The sequence below is a fragment of the Pseudomonas sp. P4_B4 genome, assembly GCF_056402255.1.
Genome location: NZ_JBFUHS010000002.1, coordinates 109,247 through 130,067, shown reverse-complemented (window position 1 = coordinate 130,067; position 20,821 = coordinate 109,247). Strand labels below are relative to the sequence as shown.

Genomic DNA, 20,821 nt, shown 5'->3' with positions numbered 1-20,821 from the left:
GCCTCCACTGTTGAGGTTAAACACAAATCAAATGTGGGAGCGGGCTTGCTCGCGAAGGGAGCGACTCGGTATAGGGCCTGGCTCAGCCCTTGAGCACCCGCGCCAATGTCGATTTCACCTTGCCCATGCCGTCATGCAACGCCTGCTCGATCTCGGCCATGGTGATCACCGCCGTCGACTTGCCCGCCGCCGGGTTCACCACCAGCGCCAGACAGGCGTAATCCAGTTCCAGTTCGCGGGCCAGGGCCGCTTCCGGCATACCGGTCATGCCGACGATGTCGCAGCCGTCGCGCTCCAGCCGGGCGATTTCAGCTACTGTCTCCAGGCGCGGCCCTTGAGTGCAGGCATACACGCCATGACTGCTGTAGCCCACACCTTCCGCTGCCAATGCCGCAATCAATTGCTGGCGCAACGGTTCGCTGTAGGGGTAGCTGAAGTCGATATGGGTGACCTGCTCCAGGTCATCGGCAAAGTAGGTGTGCTCACGACCGCTGGTGTAGTCGATCAACTGATGCGGCACGCAGAAATGCCCGGTGCCCATGGCAGCATGGATGCCGCCCACGGCGTTGACCGCCAGAATGGCTTCGGCACCGGCCTGCTTCAGCGCCCAGAGGTTGGCGCGGTAGTTGACCTGATGCGGCGGAAAACGATGCGGATGACCGTGACGTGCGAGGAACAGCACTTCCTTGCCGGCATACTCGCCGATCTGCACGTCGGCCGAAGGTGCGCCATAAGGCGTGTCCACCGCCAAGGATTGACGAATGCTCAGGCCTTCGAGTTGAGTCAGGCCAGTGCCACCGATAATCGCGTAAACCGTCATAACGAACAGTCCTTAATCAATCAATTGAGCTTCTTTGAGCGCGCCGACAGCGGCCAGCCAGCGCGGGTCTTGACGGTATTCGACGTTGGCAAACGACTGGCCGCGCATCCGCGCAATACGCTCGGACGGCTTGACCTTCAGGCGTTGCGCAGCGCTCAGGGCCAGTTCGGCGGCAGCGCGGTCGTTGCACACCAGGCCCATGTCGCAACCGGCAGTCAGCGCCGCTTCGATACGACTGGCGGCATCGCCGACCACGTGAGCGCCCGCCATGGACAGGTCATCACTGAAAATCACCCCGTCGAACTGCAACTCGCCGCGCAGGATGTCCTGCAACCAGCGGCGGGAGAAACCGGCGGGCTGCGAATCGACTTGTGGATAAATAACGTGGGCCGGCATGACGGCGGCCAGTTGCTTGCTCAGTTTGGCAAACGGCACCAGGTCATTGGCGCGGATCTCGTCGAGGCTGCGTTCGTCGTTGGGAATCGCGACGTGGGAGTCAGCCTCGGCCCAGCCATGGCCAGGGAAATGCTTGCCGGTGGCGGCCATCCCGGCGCTGTTCATGCCGCGGATGAATGCACCCGCGAGCAAGGCAGCGCGCTCGGGATCACCTTCGAACGAACGGGTGCCAACTACGGCGCTGCGCTGGTAATCCAGGTCGAGCACCGGGGCGAAACTCAGGTCCAGGCCAACGGCCAACACTTCGGTCGCCATGATCCAGCCGCACTGCTCGGCCAGGTATTCGGCGTTCGGGTTGTCGGCAATGGCGCGCATGGCGGGCAAGCGCACGAAACCCTGGCGCAGGCGCTGCACGCGGCCGCCCTCTTGATCCACCGCCAACAGCAGATCGGGACGAACGGCTCTGATTGCCGCACTCAATTCACGCACCTGACGTGGATGCTCGATGTTACGGGCAAAGATGATCAGGCCACCCACTTCGGGCTGGCGCAACAATTGGCGATCTTCAGCCGTCAGCCAGGTACCGGCGACGTCCACCATCAACGAGCCTTGCAAGACAGCAGTCATAAAAATTCCTTGATAACAGATAACCCGGCCCACACGGATTCGCCGCCAGGCGCTGTGCCCGGCAGATCGGCGATATCAGTGGGAAACGGGTTCAGAACGAGAGTCGGCATGGGCGGCTAGCTTAGCGGATGTCAGCTGCCGCGCCCACCCGTGTGCGGTTAAACCTTGGCGGCAACCGGTGTCGATTTGCTGCGTGGACGCAACTGGGCAGTTGCCATGGCCGCATCCGTCACACCGGACTCGGCACGCATGCCGGCAGCCAGGAATGGCACCATCAGGCGCATGACCTGCTCGATAGAGGTGTTCACGCCGAAATCGGTTTCGGCAATCGCCCGCAAGGCCTTGATACCGGACATGCTGAACGCCGCCGCACCCAGCATGAAGTGCACGCGCCAGAACAGTTCGATGGGTGGAATGCGTGGCGCCGCTTCGTTGACCAGCATCATGTAGCGGCGAAACACCTTGCCGTACATGTCTTCCAGATAACGACGCAAGTGCCCCTGGCTCTGACTGAACGCCAGTCCCAGCAAACGCATGAAGATAGACAGGTCGTTGCCACTGCGCGGCTGCACCACCAGTGCCTGTTCAACGAGGATCTCCAGCAACTCTTCGAGAGTAGGCTTGATGTCGGGCTTGGCCTGACGCCGCTCCAGCTCTTTATCGAGACTGATGCAGAACGGCCCGAGGAACCGCGAGAAAACCGCCTGAATCAACGCCTTCTTGGAACCGAAGTGATAGTTCACCGCCGCCAGGTTGACACCCGCCTTGCTGGTGATCAGGCGCAACGAGGTTTCGGCGAAACCTTTTTCCGCGAACAACTGCTCGGCTGCATCAAGAATGCGTTCAACGGTTTCCGACTGGGCCATGGCTACTCCGCCTGACAAACACTTGTTTGAAACATACGTTTCAGCCTGTGCATTGTCAAGTCTGGCAGTTCGTTTCGGGAATGGTCGGTCAGACATTTAACCACACAACGGCGAAGCTTCAATCCACTGACTGATTGACCGTCCGGCGGCGACTGAAAAATGGAGCATTGCCAAGACCGTCTCACTGTATATAATCCCAGTCACTGTATAAAAAAACAGAGCGATCAATATGCTAAAGCTGACGCCACGACAAGCAGAGATTCTGGCTTTCATCAAACGCTGCCTGGAAGACAACGGATATCCACCCACCCGTGCGGAAATCGCTCAGGAACTGGGTTTCAAGTCACCCAATGCGGCGGAAGAACACCTCAAGGCACTGGCCCGCAAGGGTGCAATCGAGATGACGCCTGGCGCCTCCCGTGGCATCCGCATCCCCGGCTTCGAAGCCAAGGCCGACGACGCCACCCTGCCGATCATTGGCCGGGTCGCAGCCGGCGCCCCGATTCTTGCGCAGCAACACATCGAAGAGTCCTGCAACATCAATCCTGCCTTCTTCCATCCGCGCGCCGACTACCTGCTGCGCGTCCATGGGATGAGCATGAAGGATATCGGCATTTTCGACGGCGACCTGCTGGCGGTCCACACCACCCGCGAAGCCCGTAACGGCCAGATCGTGGTGGCGCGAATCGGCGACGAAGTGACCGTCAAGCGCTTCAAGCGTGACGGCAGCAAAGTCTGGCTGATCGCCGAGAACCCCGAGTTCGCCCCCATTGAAGTGAACCTTCAAGACCAGGAACTGGTGATCGAAGGCTTGAGTGTCGGCGTCATTCGCCGCTAAAGGAGGCTCCATGCAGTTCCCACAGCCATCACCACAGCAAACCCAACTGCCTTTGTTCGAAGCGTTCATGGCACAGCCATTGGCGCCGATCCTGAAAGACGTAGTCGAGTCCCCCTGGAGCGCCGAACCTGACGTTTTCAGCGAGCTGTCACTGCGTGGTGCAGCCGGGAACTGCCTGAGCCTTCTGGCACCGATCCTCAGGGAATTGAGCCAGGACCAGGACGCACGCTGGCTGACACTGATCGCGCCGCCCGCCAGCCTGACTCAAGCCTGGTTGCGCGATGCTGGCCTCAACCGCGAGCGCATTCTGTTGCTGCAACCGCGGGGTACCCAGAGCGCCCAGCAACTGACCTGCGAAGCCCTGCGCCTGGGTCGTAGCCACACTGTGGTCAGCTGGATCAACCCGTTGAGCCCCCAATCGCGGCAACAACTGATCAGCGCCGCCCGCACCGGGGACGCTCAGAGCCTGAATATTCGACTGGGTTAACCGGCGGACAAAACGCGTGATTCACCGCGTGAGGCTTCTCCAGGGACAGAGAAGCCGATGAGTAGCGATATCAAGAAAAACGACAGACGGGGATCAATGAAGCACCCGCGCCCCCTCTTCCTTGTCGAACTCGCCTTCAGCCAAGCGACCGGCCATCTGTACACCGACGCTCAACATCGCCTTGGCGACTTCCACGTGCTGCCCTTGCAGAAATGCCTTGGCGTCCTCGGAGAAATCCAAAGTAACCAGAGAACCCTCGTCCTCAGCCCTGCGCAGCTCGATACGGCCGTCTGGCAACTCGACAATTTCTAGAAAGGACGTTGGCATAAAGGACTGTTCTCCACGAAAGGCGGGGATTATATAGGCATCGCGCGGGCTTCGCTTGGGATCTTGACCAGATGTCATCCCAAAACTGTTTCTGTCAGCACTCGTTCAGGCCTTCGCGAAAGCGGATCGCCAACCCCTTCAGATTCTGGCGCCAGCTCTCCAGCTCCTCACGACTCAGCTCCTGCGGCGCCTCCTCTTCATCCAGATTGACAGCCTGAATCAGCGGCTGGGTCACGTCCCCTTTCGGCTTGTGGGGCGCGCGCGGCGGCTGAAACAGCGCAGCATGGGCTGCCAACAGCTTGGCCAGCCAGGTCTCCGGGTTACTGGCCAACTCGACCAGCTCAGCCATTTCCGGAATGGCGATGGTTTCCAGCACCTCGCGAGTCAGCAACAACTCTGCACGGGGCGCATTGGCCTGAGGCAAGCGATAGAAGCCGGCGATTTCGTGACACAGACCCAACAGCGCGCCGTACAGGTGAAACAGCGCGGATTCGCGTCCAGCCTGGATCAGCGCCAGCGAATTCATCGCCCGCCCTTCTTCAGTGCGGGCCAGCGCTTCGAGCGACAAGCCGGCGAAGTAAATCTTCTGATTGGTGCGGGTATACAGTTCGTGGGCCATGACGGCAGCCTCCACAACGAAATAATTGCTTCATGCAGGTTGGACAGTGTCGTGGATCAGCCGATCCAACCGCAAGCCCCCCTTTTTTTGCAGGAGCACAATAAAGGCCGCATGAAAACCCGAAGGTTCTCATGCGGCCTTTTCAGTGCTGCGACGCTTTACGCCTTCGCAGCCGGACGCTTGTCTTCGACCGTCCACTTGCCGCCGTCGTAGAACGCCTTCCAGCCAGTCGGCTTACCGTCAACCTCAGTCTGCACGTACTGTTCCTTGGTCTTGCGGCTGTAACGAATCACAGTCGGGAGGCCATCCGGATCTTTCTTCGGTGCTTCGCAGAGGAAGTGATACTTCGGATCGATCTCATCCTTGTGCGGGACGATTTCCATCACCAGCGGAGCACGGGTCTCGCGGTTTTTCGGGAACTGGCTGGCCGCCAGGAACAGGCCGGACGCACCGTCGCGCAGAATATAGGTGTCGTTGACCTTTTCGCATTTCAGCTCAGGCATCTTCACCGGATCCATCTTCGGCGGCGCCGCATCACCGCTCTTCAGCAGTTTGCGGGTGTTCTTGCAGGTGGCATTGGTGCAACCGAAGAACTTGCCGAAACGGCCGGTCTTGAGTTGCATCTCGCTGCCACACTTGTCGCACTCCAGGCTCGGACCTTCATAGCCCTTGATGCGATAAGTGCCCTCTTCGATTTCGTAGCCATCGCAATCCGGGTTGTTACCGCAGATGTGCAGCTTGCGCTTTTCATCGAGCAGGTAGGCATCCATCGCCGTGCTGCAGATCGGGCAACGATGCTTGCCACGCAACACCAGCGATTCCGATTCACCCTCGTCGTCCGCAGCGATCTCGTCGCCCGGCACCAGGTTGACGGTGGCCTTGCAGCGCTCTTTCGGCGGCAGGCTGTAGCCCGAGCAACCGAGGAACACACCAGTCGATGCGGTACGAATCTGCATCGGCCGGCCGCAAGTGGTGCACGGAATGTCAGTCATGACAGGCTGATTGGCACGCATGCCGTGTTCCGGGCTTTCGGCCACTTCGAGTTTCTTCTTGAAGTCACCGTAGAACTCGTCGAGCACGTTTTTCCAGTCACGTTCGCCCTGGGCCACGTCATCGAGGTGCTCTTCCATGCCGGCGGTGAAGCCGTAGTCCATCAGGTTGGAGAAGCTCTCAGCCAGACGCTCGGTGACGATGTCGCCCATCTTTTCCGAGTAGAAACGACGGTTGTGCAGCGCCACATAGCCGCGGTCCTGGATGGTCGAAATGATCGCCGCATAGGTCGAAGGACGACCGATGCCGCGTTTTTCCATTTCTTTTACCAGGCTGGCTTCCGAGTAACGTGCCGGCGGCTTGGTGAAGTGCTGGGTCGGATCAAGCTTGATCAGCTTCATCGCGTCGCCCTGGGCCATGTCCGGCAGTACGTCGTCATCGCCTGGCTTGGCGATTTGCGGCATGACGCGGGTGTAACCGTCGAACTTCAGGATGCGGCCCTTGGCGCGCAGCTCGAAGTCGCCGGCGCCCACAGTGACCGTGGTCGACAGGTATTGCGCCGGCAGCATCTGGCAAGCGAGGAACTGGCGCCAGATGAGCTCGTAGAGGCGCTCAGCGTCACGCTCCATGCCCGACAGCTTGCTTGGCTCGGTATTGGCGTCGGACGGACGAATCGCTTCGTGAGCCTCTTGTGCGCCTTCCTTGCTGCTGTAGACGTTCGGGGTTTCCGGCAGGTACTTCTTGCCGAACTCGCCTTCAATATAGGTACGCGCCATCGCCACGGCATCAACCGAAAGGTTGGTGGAGTCGGTACGCATGTAGGTGATGTAGCCGGCTTCGTACAAACGCTGGGCCATCATCATGGTTTTCTTCACACCGAAGCCCAGGCGGTTACTCGCGGCCTGTTGCAGGGTGGAGGTGATGAACGGCGCCGACGGCTTGCTGCTGGTCGGTTTGTCTTCGCGCTTGACGATGCTGTAGCTGGAAGACTTGAGCTTCTCCAGCGCAGCCATCGCCTGGGTTTCGTTGAGCGGCTTGAAGGCTTCGCCTTTCTCGCGGGCCACATCGAAACGCACGGTCGCGCCTTTGGCGGTGCCGAGGTCGGCGTGAACTTCCCAGTACTCTTCCGGGATGAACGCGCGGATTTCACGTTCGCGCTCGACCACCAGCTTCACCGCAACCGATTGCACGCGACCGGCGGACAAGCCACGAGCGATCTTGGCCCACAGCAGCGGCGAAACCATGTAGCCCACGACGCGGTCGAGGAAGCRACGCGCCTGCTGGGCGTTGACGCGGTCGATATCCAGCTCGCCTGGCTTCGAGAAGGCTTCCTGAATCGCCTTCTTGGTAATTTCGTTGAACACCACGCGCTTGTAGCGGGTGTCGTCACCACCGATGGCTTCGCGCAGGTGCCAGGCAATGGCTTCCCCCTCGCGGTCCAAGTCGGTTGCGAGATAGATGGTGTCAGCATCTTTGGCGAGCCGGCGCAGCTCTTCGATGACTTTTTCCTTGCCCGGGAGGATCTCGTACTTGGCTTTCCAGCCGTGATCCGGATCGACACCCATGCGCGCGACCAGCTGCTTGCGCGCTTTTTCTTTCGGCGACAGTGCCGGCACTTCACCCGCAGCAGCCTTGCCGCGCTTGGCGGCTGGCTCTTTGCTGGCGCTAGCCGAACCGCTGGTGGGCAGGTCTCGGATATGGCCGATACTCGACTTCACCACGTATTCGTTGCCCAAATACTTGTTGATGGTCTTGGCCTTAGCCGGGGATTCCACAATGACCAGCGATTTGCCCATGGATCAGAAAATTCCTGAATTCGAGAAGTGAAAGGCGATTGGCGCCTGACGCGGCACCGCTATATATAGTGGCAACAAGGTGAGGTCAAGCGCAGGGTTTTGCGCGAACTCAGCTTATGGCTTGGTAAAAAGGCTTTCTTCGGCCTGCACCAAAGCAAAGCGTGGCACCTGTTCGCCGTCAACCTCGACGGACTCCAGGAACATGCTCAAGGGACGCACCCAAAAGCCGTAATCGCCATACAGGGCTTGATAGAAGACCACTTCTTCTTCGGTTTCCGAATGCCGCGCAACACTGAATACGCGGTACTGCGGACCTTTGTAATGTTGGTAGAGCCCAGGTTGTATCGGCATGCTTTGGCCCTCACTGAAATTTTTTCAAAATAAAAACAAAAATAAATCCGGAAAAACAAAAACCGGGGCACTTGGCCCCGGCTTCCATCAACGAGACGCTTAAACGCGTTCGAAGACGGTGGAGATGCCTTGGCCGAGACCAATGCACATGGTGGCTACCCCGAAGGTACCGCCATTCTGCTTCATCACATTGAGCAAAGTGCCGGAGATACGCGCACCAGAGCAACCGAACGGGTGGCCCAGGGCGATCGCGCCGCCGTGCAGGTTAACCTTCTCGTTCATCTTGTCGAGCACTTTCAGATCTTTCAGCACTGGCAGGGCCTGTGCGGCGAAAGCTTCGTTGAGCTCGAAGAAGTCGATGTCGGAGATGCCCAGACCCGCGCGCTTCAGTGCTTTTTGTGTGGCCGGTACTGGACCATAGCCCATGATTGCCGGATCCACACCTGCCACCGCCATCGAGCGAATCACCGCCAGAGGCTGAATGCCCAGGTCCTGTGCACGCTGCGCCGACATCACGATCATGCACGAGGCACCATCGGTGATCTGCGACGAGGTACCGGCTGTCACGGTGCCGCCCTTTGGATTGAACGCTGGCTTGAGAGCCGCCAGGCTTTCCAGGGTGGTTTCCGGACGAATGGTTTCGTCGTAGTCGAAGGTTTTCAGGAAACCGTTCTCGTCGTAGCCCTGCATCGGGATGATTTCGTCTTTGAACTTGCCTTCCACGGTCGCCTTGTGGGCGAGTTGGTGGGAGCGCACGCCGAAAGCGTCCTGTTGCTCGCGAGTGATGCCGTGCATCTTGCCCAGCATTTCCGCGGTCAGGCCCATCATGCCCGAGGCTTTCGCCGCGTACAGCGACATGTGCGGGTTCGGATCGACACCGTGCATCATGCTCACGTGACCCATATGCTCGACGCCACCAACCACGAAAACGTCACCGTTGCCGGTCATGATCGCTTGTGCAGCAGTGTGCAGAGCACTCATGGACGAGCCACACAGGCGGCTGACAGTCTGGCCGGCCGAAGTGTGCGGGATCTGGGTCATCAGCGACGCCATGCGCGCGATGTTCCAGCCCTGCTCCAGGGTCTGGTTCACACAGCCCCAGATCACGTCTTCGACTTCGTTCGGGTCGACCTTGACGTTACGTTCCAGCAGTTTGCTGATCAGGTGCGCCGACATGTCTTCGGCGCGGGTGTTGCGGTGCATGCCGCCCTTGGAGCGGCCCATCGGAGTACGACCGAAGTCAACAATCACGACGTCTCTAGGATTCAAGCTCATAAGTTCACTCTCACTCTAGTTGGGGGCGCTTAACCGAAGAAGCTCTGGCCGTTCTTGGCCATTTCGCGCAGCTTCGCGGTCGGGTGGTACAGCGCGCCCAAATCAGCGTACTGGTCAGCCAGGGCAACGAACTCTGCCACACCGAGCGAGTCGATGTAACGCAGTGCACCGCCACGGAATGGAGGGAAACCAATACCGTAGACCAGACCCATGTCGGCTTCGGCAGCGGTTTCGACGATGCTGTCTTCCAGGCAACGCACGGTTTCCAGGCACAGCGGGATCATCATCCAGTTGATGATGTCTTCGTCGGTGACTTCGCGCTGCTCGTAAACGATCGGCTTGAGCACTTCCAGTACCGAAGGATCGACCACTTTTTTCTGCTTGCCGCGCTTGTCGGTCTCGTAGGCGTAGAAGCCCTTGCCGTTCTTCTGGCCCAGGCGCTTGGCTTCATAGAGCACGTCGACGGCCGAGCGACGGTCGTCCTTCATGCGGTCCGGGAAGCCTTCAGCCATCACGTCACGACCGTGGTGACCGGTGTCGATGCCGACCACGTCCATCAGGTAGGCCGGGCCCATCGGCCAGCCGAATTTTTCCATGATCTTGTCGATACGGACGAAGTCCACACCGGCGCTGACCAGCTTGGCGAAACCGCCGAAGTACGGGAACAGGACGCGGTTGACCAGGAAGCCCGGGCAGTCGTTGACGACGATCGGGTTCTTGCCCATTTTCTTGGCGTAGGCAACGGTAGTCGCTACGGCCAGTTCGCTGGACTTCTCGCCACGGATCACTTCAACCAGCGGCATCATGTGCACCGGGTTGAAGAAGTGCATGCCGACGAAGTTTTCCGGACGCTTGAGGGCTTTGGCCAGCAAGGTGATGGAAATGGTCGAGGTGTTGGACGCCAGGATGGTGTCCTCCTTGACCTGGTCTTCAACTTCAGCCAGTACCGCTTGTTTGACCTTCGGGTTCTCGACGACAGCTTCCACCACCAGGTCCACGTGACCGAAATCACCGTAGGACAGGGTTGGACGAATGCCGTTGAGCACTTCAGCCATTTTCGCGGCGGTCATGCGACCTTTATCAACGCGGCCAACCAGCAGTTTGGCGGCTTCGGCCAGACCCTGCTCGATACCGTGCTCGTTGATGTCCTTCATCAGGATCGGCGTGCCTTTGGAAGCCGACTGATAGGCGATACCACCACCCATGATGCCGGCGCCCAGTACGGCGGCCTGCTTCACGTCCTTGGCGATTTCGTCGTAGGCCTTGGCCTTTTTCTTCAGTTCCTGATCGTTCAGGAACAAGCCGATCAAGCTCTGCGCAGCAGAGGTCTTGGCCAGCTTGACGAAACCGGCAGCTTCAATTTCCAGCGCCTTGTCGCGACCGAAGTTCGCAGCTTTCTGGATGGTCTTGATCGCTTCAACCGGCGCCGGGTAGTTCGGGCCAGCCTGGCCGGCCACGAAACCCTTGGCGGTTTCGAAAGCCATCATTTGTTCGATGGCGTTCAGCTTGAGCTTTTCCAGCTTCGGCTGGCGCTTGGCCTTGAAGTCGAACTCGCCAGAGATGGCGCGCTTGATCAGTTCCAGCGCGGCATCCTGCAGCTGCTCAGGAGCAACCACTGCGTCGACGGCGCCGACTTTCAGCGCATCTTCAGGACGGTTTTCCTTGCCGGCGGCAATCCACTCGATGGCGTTGTCGGCACCGATCAGGCGCGGCAGGCGCACAGTACCGCCGAAGCCCGGGTAGATGCCCAGCTTGACTTCCGGCAGACCGATCTTGGCATTGGTGGACATGACGCGGTAGTCCGCCGCCAGGCACATTTCCAGACCGCCACCCAACGCGATGCCGTTGATCGCGGCTACGGTCGGGACGTTGAGGTCTTCGAAATCGCTGAAAATCTTGTTGGCTTCGAGGTTGCCAGCAACAAGTTCTGCATCCGGCAGCTTGAAGTTGTCGACAAATTCGGTGATGTCGGCGCCGACGATGAATACGTCCTTGCCACTGCTGACGATCACGCCCTTGATCGAAGCATCTGCCTTGATGGTGTCTACAGCCTGACGCAGTTCGTTCAGGGTTAGACGGTTGAACTTGTTGACGGACTCACCCTTGAGGTCGAACTTGAGTTCGACGATGCCACTTTCAAGAGCCTTAACCGTGATGGCTTTACCTTCGTAAATCATCAACTGATCTCCACGATATGGAAGCTGAACAGTACACGTCGGACGCAGGCGAATGGCTTGGCAGGGACGTTGATCGTCAATGCTACGCCCATTCCCCCGGCACACCCGCCAACGCGATAGTCGGGATTCTGTAGGAGCGGTCTGAAATACAAACGCTCAATTCATACGCCCGTTTGATTTGGGTACGTCACCTTCACGGAATTTCCGACAATTGTCAATCGCCTGAAAAACGGGTTGAAACGCGACTTTCCGGTCATTTCCGTACTGCGAAGACCTTAAACACGCCGAAGCATGCAAGGTCATTCATAGAATCAATTGTTAGAAAAGTCGCCCTAATTCGCTGCAGCCCGTGTTTAACAAGCTACGCTGGCGGAACCGAGGGAAAAAGTTGAACGCTTTGGCGAATGCCCAGCGTAAGATCAGCCCACACCATTTTACCGGCCTGCCTGGCCAACCCCGCCCGATGATTTTGTCGGGCTTTTTATTGCCTGATGATTCCTGTAGGAGCGAGCTTGCTCGCGATGAACGTCAACGATGACGCTGTTAGCCTGACACCCCGCGGAGCCCTCAGGTTTATCGCGAGCAATCGAGCGTCGACCGGCTGCTCCTACAGAGGGTGGGGTGTCAGGCGAGTGCCTTGAGGGTGGCATCGATCTGTTGCAACACCTCGGCCTCGCCCTTCTCGCCCCAATACAAGGCGATTATTTGCTTGTCAGCCTCGACCTTGAAGACATTGCCCGGCAACTTTTCGAAATGATCGAGCAGCGACCGATCTTCACAGATTTCCTGCCATTGATTGACCCAGACACCCGGTGATTTTTGCCAGTAACTCCAGCACGCCGGCTGATTGCCACGCCGCGGGCGATGGTACTGGGCGCAGGGGCTCGGCGGCTCCTGGCTCAGCCAGTGCGGCCACTCCTGAGGTGCCAGTTGCATGGCCAGGCCAATGCGCCGGGCCTCCATCCGCAAGGCTATGCGCCCGCTCTGAACTCGCGACGGTCGCAACCATGCCAGCGGACTCAGCACCACCAGCAGGATTGACACCACTATCCAGACCGTCATATCTGTACTCCCGAATTTGAATGAGCCCATTGTGTCACTTTGGAACCAATGCGCTTGAAACCAGCCATACTTACCAATATTGCATCCCTCAGGAGGAGCACCTCATGCCCTACAACCATATTCTGGTCGCTGTAGATCTGACCGAAGAGTGCGACCCTGTGATTCACCGCGCTCGCGAACTGTCGGTGAGCAACGGCGCGAAATTGTCGCTGGTGCACATTGTCGAGCCGATGGCCATGGCCTTCGGCGGCGACGTGCCAATGGACCTGTCACAACTGCAACAACAGCAGTTCGATCAGGCCAAGGAGCGCCTTGAACGCCTGAAGCACAAATACTCAGAGCTTGAGAGCTCCAATTGCCACCTCACCTACGGCCAGCCACGCCAGGAAATCCATCACTTCGCCAAGGAACAGCAATGCGATCTGATCGTGGTGGGCAGCCATGGCCGGCACGGCCTGGCACTGCTGCTGGGCTCCACCGCCAATGACGTGCTGCATGGCGCGCCTTGCGATGTGCTTGCGGCAGTCGACCCATTCGTTGAACGTTAAACCGCCTTCGCGAGCAAGCCCGCTCCCACATTGGATCTACAGCAATCCGCAGATTGTGTTGCATATGAAAAGCCCGGCGCTCATCACTGAACGCCGGGCTTTTTTTGTTACCGGATCAATCAGGCATCCAGCTCGGCCCAACGCTCGACCATGATGTCGAGTTCAGCCTGCAACTGCTCCAGCTGAGCAATCACCGCAGCGGTTTCCGCAGCTGGACGCTGATAGAAGCCGGCATCGGCCATCTGTGCCTCAACGGCGGCAATCTGCTGTTCCATGGCTTCGATCTGCCCCGGCAACGCTTCCAGCTCGCGCTGCAACTTGTAGCTGAGCTTTTTCTTCGCCACTGGCGCTTCGACGACTGCCGCAACCGGCGCAGGTTCAGCCTTGACAACCGCGGAGTTCAGGTCGGCCTTGCCGGACTTGCTCTCGGTCACGCCCAGCAGGCGCGGCGAGCCGCCCTGACGCAGCCAATCCTGATAGCCACCGACGTACTCGCGAACCTTGCCTTCACCTTCGAAGACCAGGGTGCTGGTGACCACGTTGTCGAGGAATGCCCGGTCGTGGCTGACCATCAATACGGTGCCGTTGAAGGTCAGCAAAACCTCTTCGAGCAATTCGAGGGTTTCGACGTCGAGGTCGTTGGTCGGTTCGTCGAGTACCAGCAGGTTCGCCGGCTTGCTGAACAGCTTGGCCAGCAACAGACGGGCACGCTCACCACCGGATAGCGCCTTGACCGGCGTGCGGGCACGCTGCGGGCTGAACAGGAAGTCGCCGAGGTAGCTCAGCACGTGGCGGCTCTGGCCGTCGATATCGATGAAGTCGCGACCTTCGGCCACGTTGTCGATCACGGTTTTTTCCAGGTCCAGCTGATGGCGCAACTGGTCGAAGTAGGCGACATCGATCCTGGTGCCCTCTTCCACTTTGCCGCTGGTCGGTTGCAGGCCGCTGAGCATCAGCTTCAGCAACGTGGTCTTGCCGGTACCGTTGGCGCCGAGCAGACCGATACGGTCGCCGCGCTGCAGCACCATGGAGAAATCCTTGATCAGGAACGGGCCGCCCGGGTGAGCGAAGCTCACATTCTCGAGCACCATGACCTGCTTGCCGGACTTGTCAGCGGTATCCAGCTGAATGTTGGCCTTGCCGGTACGCTCACGACGCTCGCTGCGCTCGACGCGCAAGGCTTTCAGTGCACGGACACGACCTTCGTTACGGGTACGACGGGCCTTGATGCCCTGGCGAATCCATACTTCTTCCTGGGCCAGGCGTTTGTCGAACAGCGCGTTAGCAGTGGCTTCGGCAGCGAGTTCAGCTTCCTTGTGCACCAGGAAACTGGCGTAGTCGCCATTCCAGTCGATCAGGCCGCCGCGATCCAGTTCGAGGATGCGGGTTGCCAGGTTCTGCAGGAAAGAACGGTCGTGCGTGATGAACAGCACGGCACCCTGGAAATCCTTCAGCGCTTCTTCAAGCCAGGCGATGGCACCGATGTCCAGGTGGTTGGTCGGTTCGTCGAGCAGCAGCAGGTCCGGCTCGGACACCAGGGCCTGGGCCAGCAAGACGCGACGACGCCAGCCGCCGGACAACTCGGCGAGGGTCTTGTCGGCCGGCAGTTGCAGGCGGCTCAAGGTGCTGTCGACGAGGGTCTGCAAGCGCCAGCCATCGCGGGCTTCGAGGTCGTGCTGGACGTGCATCAGCTTGTCCAGATCGGCGTCGGTGACGATGTTCTGGCTCAGGTGGTGATATTCGGCGAGCAAGGCGCCAACGCCGTCCAGGCCTTCGGCCACCACGTCGAATACTGTCCGCTCGTCGGCCACCGGCAATTCTTGCGGCAATTCGCCAATCTTGAGCCCTGGTGCGCGCCAAACGGAGCCGTCATCGGGCTTCTGGTCGCCCTTGACGAGCTTCATCATGCTGGACTTGCCAGTGCCATTGCGGCCGATGATGCACACCCGCTCACCACGGGCGATCTGCCAGGACACCTTGTCCAACAACGGCATAGCGCCGAAAGCAAGGGACACATCGCTGAATTTGAGCAGGGTCATGAGCTTCTCCAAAAACCGGGCGCGCATTCTACCTGACTTGAGCCTTCAGAAGGCCGGCAATTTCACTCTCGTAGCACTCTGCATGACAAATGTTGCGAACTGACGCGGGAAGACCCGCAAAGCTTTCACCGGCTGCTGGCAAAAGGCTAAGCTACAGACAATTCAGCGCGGGCCTGGCCCGCGCTTGTCATGATTTTTCTCTGCCCGGACGTCTCATGCGCAGTCGCCTTTTCAATCTTTTATCTGCTTTTTTACTGTCTGCCGCTGCCGTCCAATCCGCCCAGGCGGTGGACCTGTCCACCCAACGCCAGTATTACGATGAAGCCAAACGCGCCTTGGCCAAGGGCGATAGCGGCCCGTATTTCCGTTACAGCCAGGCCCTCGCCGATTATCCGCTGGAACCCTACCTGGCTTACGACGAGTTGACCGCGCGGCTTAAATCCGCGAGCAACGCCGAAATCGAGAAGTTCCTCGCCGAACACGGCGACCTGCCCCAAGCCAACTGGATGAAACTACGCTGGTTACGCTGGCTGGCGGACCGGGGCGACTGGGCGACCTTCGTCAAGTACTACGACCCGAAAATGAACTTTACCGAACTGGACTGCCTGAACGCGCAGTACCAGATCAGCCACAACCTCAAAGCCGAAGGTTATGCCAACGCTGAAAAGCTCTGGTTGACCGGGAAATCCCAGCCCGACGCCTGCGATGCCTTGTTCGGCATGTGGGCCGCCGATGGCCAGTTGACCGAGCAAAAACGCTGGGAACGCGCCAAACTCGCCGCCCAGGCGCGCAACTATCCGCTGGCCAACAGCCTGGTCAACGGCATGACCACCCTCGCCCCTCGCGGTCGCTTGCTGGTGGACGTGGCACAGAAACCGGAACTGCTCAACCAGCCATCACGCTTCACCCCGGCCGATGAAGCCATGTCCGACGTGGTCAGCCTCGGCCTGCGCCGCCTGGCTCGCCAGGACCCGGACAAGGCCATGGACCTGCTCGACGGCTACGCCAGCAGCATGCATTTCTCCCGGGATGAAAAAGTGGCGATCGCCCGGGAAATCGGGCTGACCCTCGCCAAACGTTTCGACGGCCGCGCACTGGACGTCATGACCAAATACGACCCGGAACTGCGTGACAACACAGTTTCCGAATGGCGCTTGCGCCTACTCCTGCGCCTGGCGCGCTGGGAGGATGCCTACCAGTTGACCCGCCGCCTGCCCCAGGACCTGGCCACCACCAACCGCTGGCGTTACTGGCAGGCTCGTAGCCTGGAACTGGCGCAACCGCAGAATCCGGAAGCGCAGACGCTCTATAAAAGCCTGGCCCGCGAACGCGACTTCTATGGTTTCCTCGCCGCCGATCGCTCACAGTCGCCCTACTCGCTGCTCAACAAACCGCTGGTACTCAGCCAGGCCACCATCAACAAGGTGCGCAACACGCCCGGCGTGCGCCGTGCCCTGGAGCTGCACGCCCGCGGGCAGATCGTCGATGGTCGGCGCGAGTGGTACTACGTCAGCCGTCACTTCAGCCGCGACGAAATGGTCGCCCAGGCCAAACTGGCCTACGACCTGAAATGGTACTTCCCGGCGATCCGCACCATCAGTCAGGCGCAGTATTGGGATGACCTGGATATCCGCTTCCCGATGGCTCACCGCAACACCCTGGTGCGTGAAGCGAAGAATCGCGGCCTGCATCCGAGCTGGGCGTTCGCCATCACCCGCCAGGAAAGTGCGTTCATGGACGACGCCCGCTCCGGGGTCGGCGCCTCGGGCCTGATGCAACTGATGCCCGCCACCGCCAAGGAAACCGCACGCAAGTTCAGCATTCCCTATAGCTCGCCACAGCAACTGTTCGACCCGGACAAGAACATCCAGCTCGGCGCTGCGTACCTGAGCCAGGTGCACAGCCAGTTCAACGGCAACCGCGTCCTAGCCTCCGCCGCCTACAACGCCGGCCCGGGCCGCGTGCGCCAATGGCTGCGCGGTGCGGATCACTTGAGTTTTGACGTGTGGGTAGAAAGCATTCCGTTCGACGAAACCCGCCAGTACGTGCAAAACGTGCTGTCGTATTCGGTGATCTATGGCGCGAAGCTCAACTCACCGCAGCCGATCGTGGATTGGCATGAGCGGTATTTTGATGATCAATAATGTAGTGATTTAACTCGCCGACAAAAATGCCCGCATCGATTGATGCGGGCATTTTTATTGACGGGTCAAATCAGGGGCAGCCTATAGGTTTCGGGAGCGCCGACACTGCTCCGTTTTTTTGCAGATTGCTTGCCATATTCGGTCAATCGATATCGTTGGGCCGGGCTATTGGGCGAGTCGGGATGAGTCATTTCAATCAATCCTTTACCCAATGCCGGTTTCAGATAGTTAGCCCGGAAAGTCGCCTTGTGAGCCAATCCCACTTCTGCCATCAACTCGCTTACTTTGCGCGGCTCAGTCCCTTCAAGCACCAAAAGCAGCCTCGCTACTTGGTCGGTTACTTGATCGGTTACTTGGTCGGTTACTGACTCGCTCCGTGACGCTTCCTTGAGCGCCACGCTCAAGGCCTGAAGCATAAACTCGACAAAAGGCGTCGACTCGGCCTTCTGGTCCGCCTCGGACAACGCTGCATAGTAGGCATCCTGTTGATCCCGGATAACAGCTTCGACGGGCAGATAAGCCAATATCGGACGCCACCGGCTAAGCATCAGCGTCTGCCAAAGACGTCCCATGCGGCCGTTGCCATCTGCGAACGGGTGAATGAACTCGAACTCGTAATGGAATACACAACTGATAATCAACGGATGCCAATCCGAGGCGTCCACCCATGCCAGCAAATCATCAATCAAATGCGCAACGCGACTTGGAGGCGGAGCCATATGAACCAATCGTTCGCCACGACAAATTCCCACGCCGTCGCGCCGGAACCGTCCGAAATCGTCGATCAGCCCATGCATTAACAGCTCATGCGCCCGAAGCAGGTCGACTCGACTGCCCGGCTGCCAGCCCGGCATCGATTCGTAGGCAGCAAAGGCATTACGCACTTCCTGGATTTCCCGAGGTAAACCCAGGACGCGCTGCCCCGACAGAACGGCGGTCACTTGTTCAATGCTGAGCGTATTGTTTTCGATTGCCAATGAAGCCTGAATCGTTCGAATTCGATTGCCGCGCCGTAACTGAGGTGTCTGACGAGAATCATCCACAGCCGAAAGCTGACCAATCTGCTCACTGATCTCTGCGATCAACGCGAGTATTTTTGTGGTCAACGTCAACGGCGGTTGATATCGGTTCATTTCCTCATCCTGGCTCGTCACTGAGACCGCCATATTGCCCGAACCTTTCGGCATTTATTCAACCTCATGACCCTTCCCGATTTTTTTGGAAAGGTGAGCTTCGTGATCATCGTCGACACCAAACTGCAACGCCGCCAACCGCGCATACAAGGCATTGCTGGCAATCAGCTCCTGATGCGTGCCCACAGCTACCAGCTTCCCCTGATCCATCACCGCGATTCGGTCGGCGTTTTTTACCGTGGCCAGGCGATGGGCGATCACCAGGGTGGTACGGTTTTTCATCAGGCTCGGCAGCGCCTGCTGGATCAGGTACTCGCTCTGGGCATCGAGGGCACTGGTGGCTTCGTCAAGGAGCAGGATCGGGGCGTCCACCAGCAACGCGCGGGCGATGGCCAGGCGTTGGCGCTGGCCGCCGGACAAGCCGAGACCACCGTCCCCCAGATGGGTCTGGTAACCATTGGGCATGGCTTCGATAAAGTCATGGGCGTAAGCGATTTTTGCCGCCTCCTGCACCTCGGCCAACGTCGCCTGCGGATTGCCATAGCGAATGTTTTCTTCAATGCTGCCGAAAAACAGCGCCGGGGTTTGCGAGACCAGGGCGAAGCAACGGCGCAGGTCCAGCGGATCGAGTTGAGTCAATGGCACGCCATCGAGCAGGATGCGTCCCTCGGCCGGGTCGTAAAAACGCAACAGCAAGTCATACACCGTGGATTTGCCGGCCCCTGATGGCCCGACCAGCGCCAGCGTCTCACCGGCATTGACGGTCAGGCTCAACCCGTCGACGGCATAACTTTCCGGCCGCGACGGGTAGGAAAAACGCACATTGTGCAGTTGCAGTTGGCCATCGACCCGCTCCGGCAGTGTCACCGCGCCTGCCACCGGCGGCAGGATGATGTTTTCCGAACGCAGCAACTCGGCAATCCGCTCGGCCRCGCCGGCTGCCCTCTGCAATTCGCCAATCACTTCGCTCAACGTGCCAAACGCGCTGCCGACGATCAGGCTGTAGAACACGAACGCTGCCAACTCGCCGGCGGAAATTCTTCCGGCGATGACGTCCATGCCGCCGACCCAGAGCATCACCCCGACCGCGCCCAATACCAGCACGATCACCAGGGTAATCAGCCAGGCCCGCTGGAAGATACGCTTGCGTGCGGTGTTGAACGCCTCTTCCACAGTCACGGCAAACCGGCGCTCGTCCTGGGCCTGATGGTTGTAGGCCTGCACGGTCTTGATCTGCCCCAGGGTTTCCGACACATAACTGCCGATATCGGCAATCCGGTCCTGACTCAGGCGTGAGAGGTTACGCACCCGGCGACCGAAGATCAGGATCGGCGCGATCACCAGGGGCAAGGCAACCACCACGATGCTGGTGAGCTTGGGGTTAGTGACAAACAACAGGACGATCCCGCCGATCACCATCAACAGATTGCGCAAGAACAACGACAACGAAGAGCCGATGACCGATTGCAGCAGCGTGGTATCGGCGGTCAGGCGGGACTGGATTTCCGAGCTGCGATTGTCTTCGTAAAACCCCGGGTGCAGGTAAATCAGATGATTGAACACGTTGCGCCGGATATCGGCGACGCAGCGTTCGCCAATCCACGACACCAGGTAAAACCGTGCAAACGTACCGATCGCCAGCCCCATCACCAGCAACATGAACAGTGTGATGGACTGATTGAGCAGATGCGGTGACTGGGTCATGAACCCCTTGTCCACCAGCAGGCGGATGCCCTGCCCCATGGACAAGGTGATGCCCGCGGTGGCGATCAACGCCAGCAAGGCGCCAAAGGCCTGCCAGCGATACGGCGCGATGAAACGACTGGCCAGGCGAACAGCACGGCGGTGACGGGCAGAGAGCATCGCAATCATCCAGGACAAAGCAGTCATTAGGGTCAGCCTACACCGCTCAATGGGGTGGCTCGCTGCAAATCACAATGAGTCAGGTTAATTATGTCCACCAACACTAGAGGCTAGACGCTATTGGTCTAAAGTTCGGGTAGCCACGTGAAGGCATTTCTGGTGGACTGGTACTGTCCCCCGGAAAGATCGCAGGGAGTTGTCATAGCCCGGTCACCTGGCGGTTCTACAGTAAGCACACAACCTGATGAGGAGACAGGCCATGTCCTTGCAACACAGCAGCGATGACAAGATTCAAGTGATCCGCACGCAACCAGACCAGTCTCTGGGTTGCTCGATTATTGACGAGCAGGGCCGCGAAGTACCGATCACTGAAAAGATGATCCAGAAAGCTTGCAGCGAACTGGAAAAGCGATTGGTCAAACCTGCCGAACAAAAGTGATATAGCCACCGTCTTCTTGACCCG

Annotated in this window: 18 protein-coding genes; 5 read left to right on the top strand and 13 right to left on the bottom strand. The window is 59.1% G+C overall.

What is annotated here, in order from left to right; all coding sequences use genetic code 11:
- Nucleotides 1-82 precede the first annotated feature (82 nt).
- From AC1DVE_RS02850 to AC1DVE_RS02840, 3 genes are all read right to left on the bottom strand, one after another.
- A complete protein-coding gene (locus AC1DVE_RS02850; protein ID WP_214381989.1) occupies nt 83-820 on the bottom strand; it encodes an S-methyl-5'-thioinosine phosphorylase in 738 nt (245 codons plus the stop codon).
- A 12-nt stretch (nt 821-832) separates the two neighbouring features.
- Nucleotides 833-1,843, bottom strand: coding sequence for a beta-N-acetylhexosaminidase (gene nagZ / locus AC1DVE_RS02845; RefSeq protein ID WP_223454478.1), 1,011 nt, complete (start codon nt 1,841-1,843; stop codon nt 833-835).
- A 158-nt stretch (nt 1,844-2,001) separates the two neighbouring features.
- Nucleotides 2,002-2,709 carry a TetR/AcrR family transcriptional regulator gene (locus AC1DVE_RS02840; RefSeq protein ID WP_150724705.1) on the bottom strand — a complete coding sequence of 236 codons (708 nt, stop codon included), beginning with the start codon at nt 2,707-2,709 and terminating at the stop codon, nt 2,002-2,004.
- A 229-nt stretch (nt 2,710-2,938) separates the two neighbouring features.
- Here AC1DVE_RS02840 and lexA point away from each other — a divergent pair, with 229 nt between their 5' ends.
- Together lexA and sulA are read left to right on the top strand one after the other, a co-directional pair.
- Nucleotides 2,939-3,547, top strand: a complete 609-nt coding sequence (gene lexA / locus AC1DVE_RS02835) for a transcriptional repressor LexA (RefSeq protein ID WP_223454480.1) — start codon at nt 2,939-2,941, stop codon at nt 3,545-3,547.
- A gap of 10 nt (nt 3,548-3,557) precedes the next feature.
- Nucleotides 3,558-4,034 carry an SOS-induced cell division inhibitor SulA gene (sulA, locus tag AC1DVE_RS02830; protein ID WP_223454483.1) on the top strand — a complete coding sequence of 159 codons (477 nt, stop codon included), beginning with the start codon at nt 3,558-3,560 and terminating at the stop codon, nt 4,032-4,034.
- Between the two features lie 93 nt (nt 4,035-4,127).
- Here the strand turns inward: sulA and AC1DVE_RS02825 are convergent, their stop codons facing one another.
- The 7 genes from AC1DVE_RS02825 to AC1DVE_RS02795 form a co-directional block, all read right to left on the bottom strand.
- The gene (locus AC1DVE_RS02825) at nt 4,128-4,361 is read right to left on the bottom strand and encodes a hypothetical protein (protein ID WP_223532593.1); all 234 of its coding nucleotides are present in this window, start codon (nt 4,359-4,361) and stop codon (nt 4,128-4,130) included.
- 94 nt (nt 4,362-4,455) lie between these two features.
- Nucleotides 4,456-4,980 carry a DUF6586 family protein gene (locus AC1DVE_RS02820; protein WP_223454485.1) on the bottom strand — a complete coding sequence of 175 codons (525 nt, stop codon included), beginning with the start codon at nt 4,978-4,980 and terminating at the stop codon, nt 4,456-4,458.
- A gap of 158 nt (nt 4,981-5,138) precedes the next feature.
- Nucleotides 5,139-7,766 carry a type I DNA topoisomerase gene (topA, locus tag AC1DVE_RS02815; protein ID WP_477783712.1) on the bottom strand — a complete coding sequence of 876 codons (2,628 nt, stop codon included), beginning with the start codon at nt 7,764-7,766 and terminating at the stop codon, nt 5,139-5,141.
- Nucleotides 7,767-7,880: 114 nt separating this feature from the next.
- On the bottom strand, nt 7,881-8,117 hold the full coding sequence (locus tag AC1DVE_RS02810; RefSeq protein ID WP_007986363.1) for a DUF1653 domain-containing protein: 237 nt from the start codon (nt 8,115-8,117) through the stop codon (nt 7,881-7,883).
- 99 nt (nt 8,118-8,216) lie between these two features.
- Entirely contained in the window at nt 8,217-9,392 is a 1,176-nt protein-coding gene (gene fadA, locus AC1DVE_RS02805) for an acetyl-CoA C-acyltransferase FadA (RefSeq protein WP_008023006.1), read from the bottom strand.
- A gap of 29 nt (nt 9,393-9,421) precedes the next feature.
- On the bottom strand, nt 9,422-11,569 hold the full coding sequence (gene fadB / locus AC1DVE_RS02800; protein WP_223454488.1) for a fatty acid oxidation complex subunit alpha FadB: 2,148 nt from the start codon (nt 11,567-11,569) through the stop codon (nt 9,422-9,424).
- A 624-nt stretch (nt 11,570-12,193) separates the two neighbouring features.
- Nucleotides 12,194-12,631, bottom strand: coding sequence for a hypothetical protein (locus AC1DVE_RS02795; RefSeq protein WP_223454490.1), 438 nt, complete (start codon nt 12,629-12,631; stop codon nt 12,194-12,196).
- A 104-nt stretch (nt 12,632-12,735) separates the two neighbouring features.
- Between AC1DVE_RS02795 and AC1DVE_RS02790 the strand changes: the two genes are divergently transcribed.
- A complete protein-coding gene (locus AC1DVE_RS02790) occupies nt 12,736-13,179 on the top strand; it encodes a universal stress protein (RefSeq protein WP_477783711.1) in 444 nt (147 codons plus the stop codon).
- 119 nt (nt 13,180-13,298) lie between these two features.
- Here AC1DVE_RS02790 and AC1DVE_RS02785 read toward each other — a convergent pair whose 3' ends face one another.
- Nucleotides 13,299-15,218, bottom strand: coding sequence for an ATP-binding cassette domain-containing protein (locus AC1DVE_RS02785; protein ID WP_223454493.1), 1,920 nt, complete (start codon nt 15,216-15,218; stop codon nt 13,299-13,301).
- 215 nt (nt 15,219-15,433) lie between these two features.
- On the opposite strand from AC1DVE_RS02785, the gene AC1DVE_RS02780 reads away from it, so the two are divergent.
- Entirely contained in the window at nt 15,434-17,362 is a 1,929-nt protein-coding gene (locus AC1DVE_RS02780) for a transglycosylase SLT domain-containing protein (RefSeq protein WP_223454495.1), read from the top strand.
- A 65-nt stretch (nt 17,363-17,427) separates the two neighbouring features.
- Here AC1DVE_RS02780 and AC1DVE_RS02775 read toward each other — a convergent pair whose 3' ends face one another.
- Both AC1DVE_RS02775 and AC1DVE_RS02770 read right to left on the bottom strand, forming a co-directional pair.
- A complete protein-coding gene (locus AC1DVE_RS02775; protein WP_477783783.1) occupies nt 17,428-18,495 on the bottom strand; it encodes a Fic family protein in 1,068 nt (355 codons plus the stop codon).
- A gap of 54 nt (nt 18,496-18,549) precedes the next feature.
- Nucleotides 18,550-20,367 carry an ABC transporter transmembrane domain-containing protein gene (locus AC1DVE_RS02770; protein WP_477783782.1) on the bottom strand — a complete coding sequence of 606 codons (1,818 nt, stop codon included), beginning with the start codon at nt 20,365-20,367 and terminating at the stop codon, nt 18,550-18,552.
- A 250-nt stretch (nt 20,368-20,617) separates the two neighbouring features.
- On the opposite strand from AC1DVE_RS02770, the gene AC1DVE_RS02765 reads away from it, so the two are divergent.
- Complete coding sequence (locus AC1DVE_RS02765) at nt 20,618-20,797, top strand: PA1571 family protein (protein ID WP_007987263.1); 180 nt, start codon at nt 20,618-20,620, stop codon at nt 20,795-20,797.
- Nucleotides 20,798-20,821 lie beyond the last annotated feature (24 nt).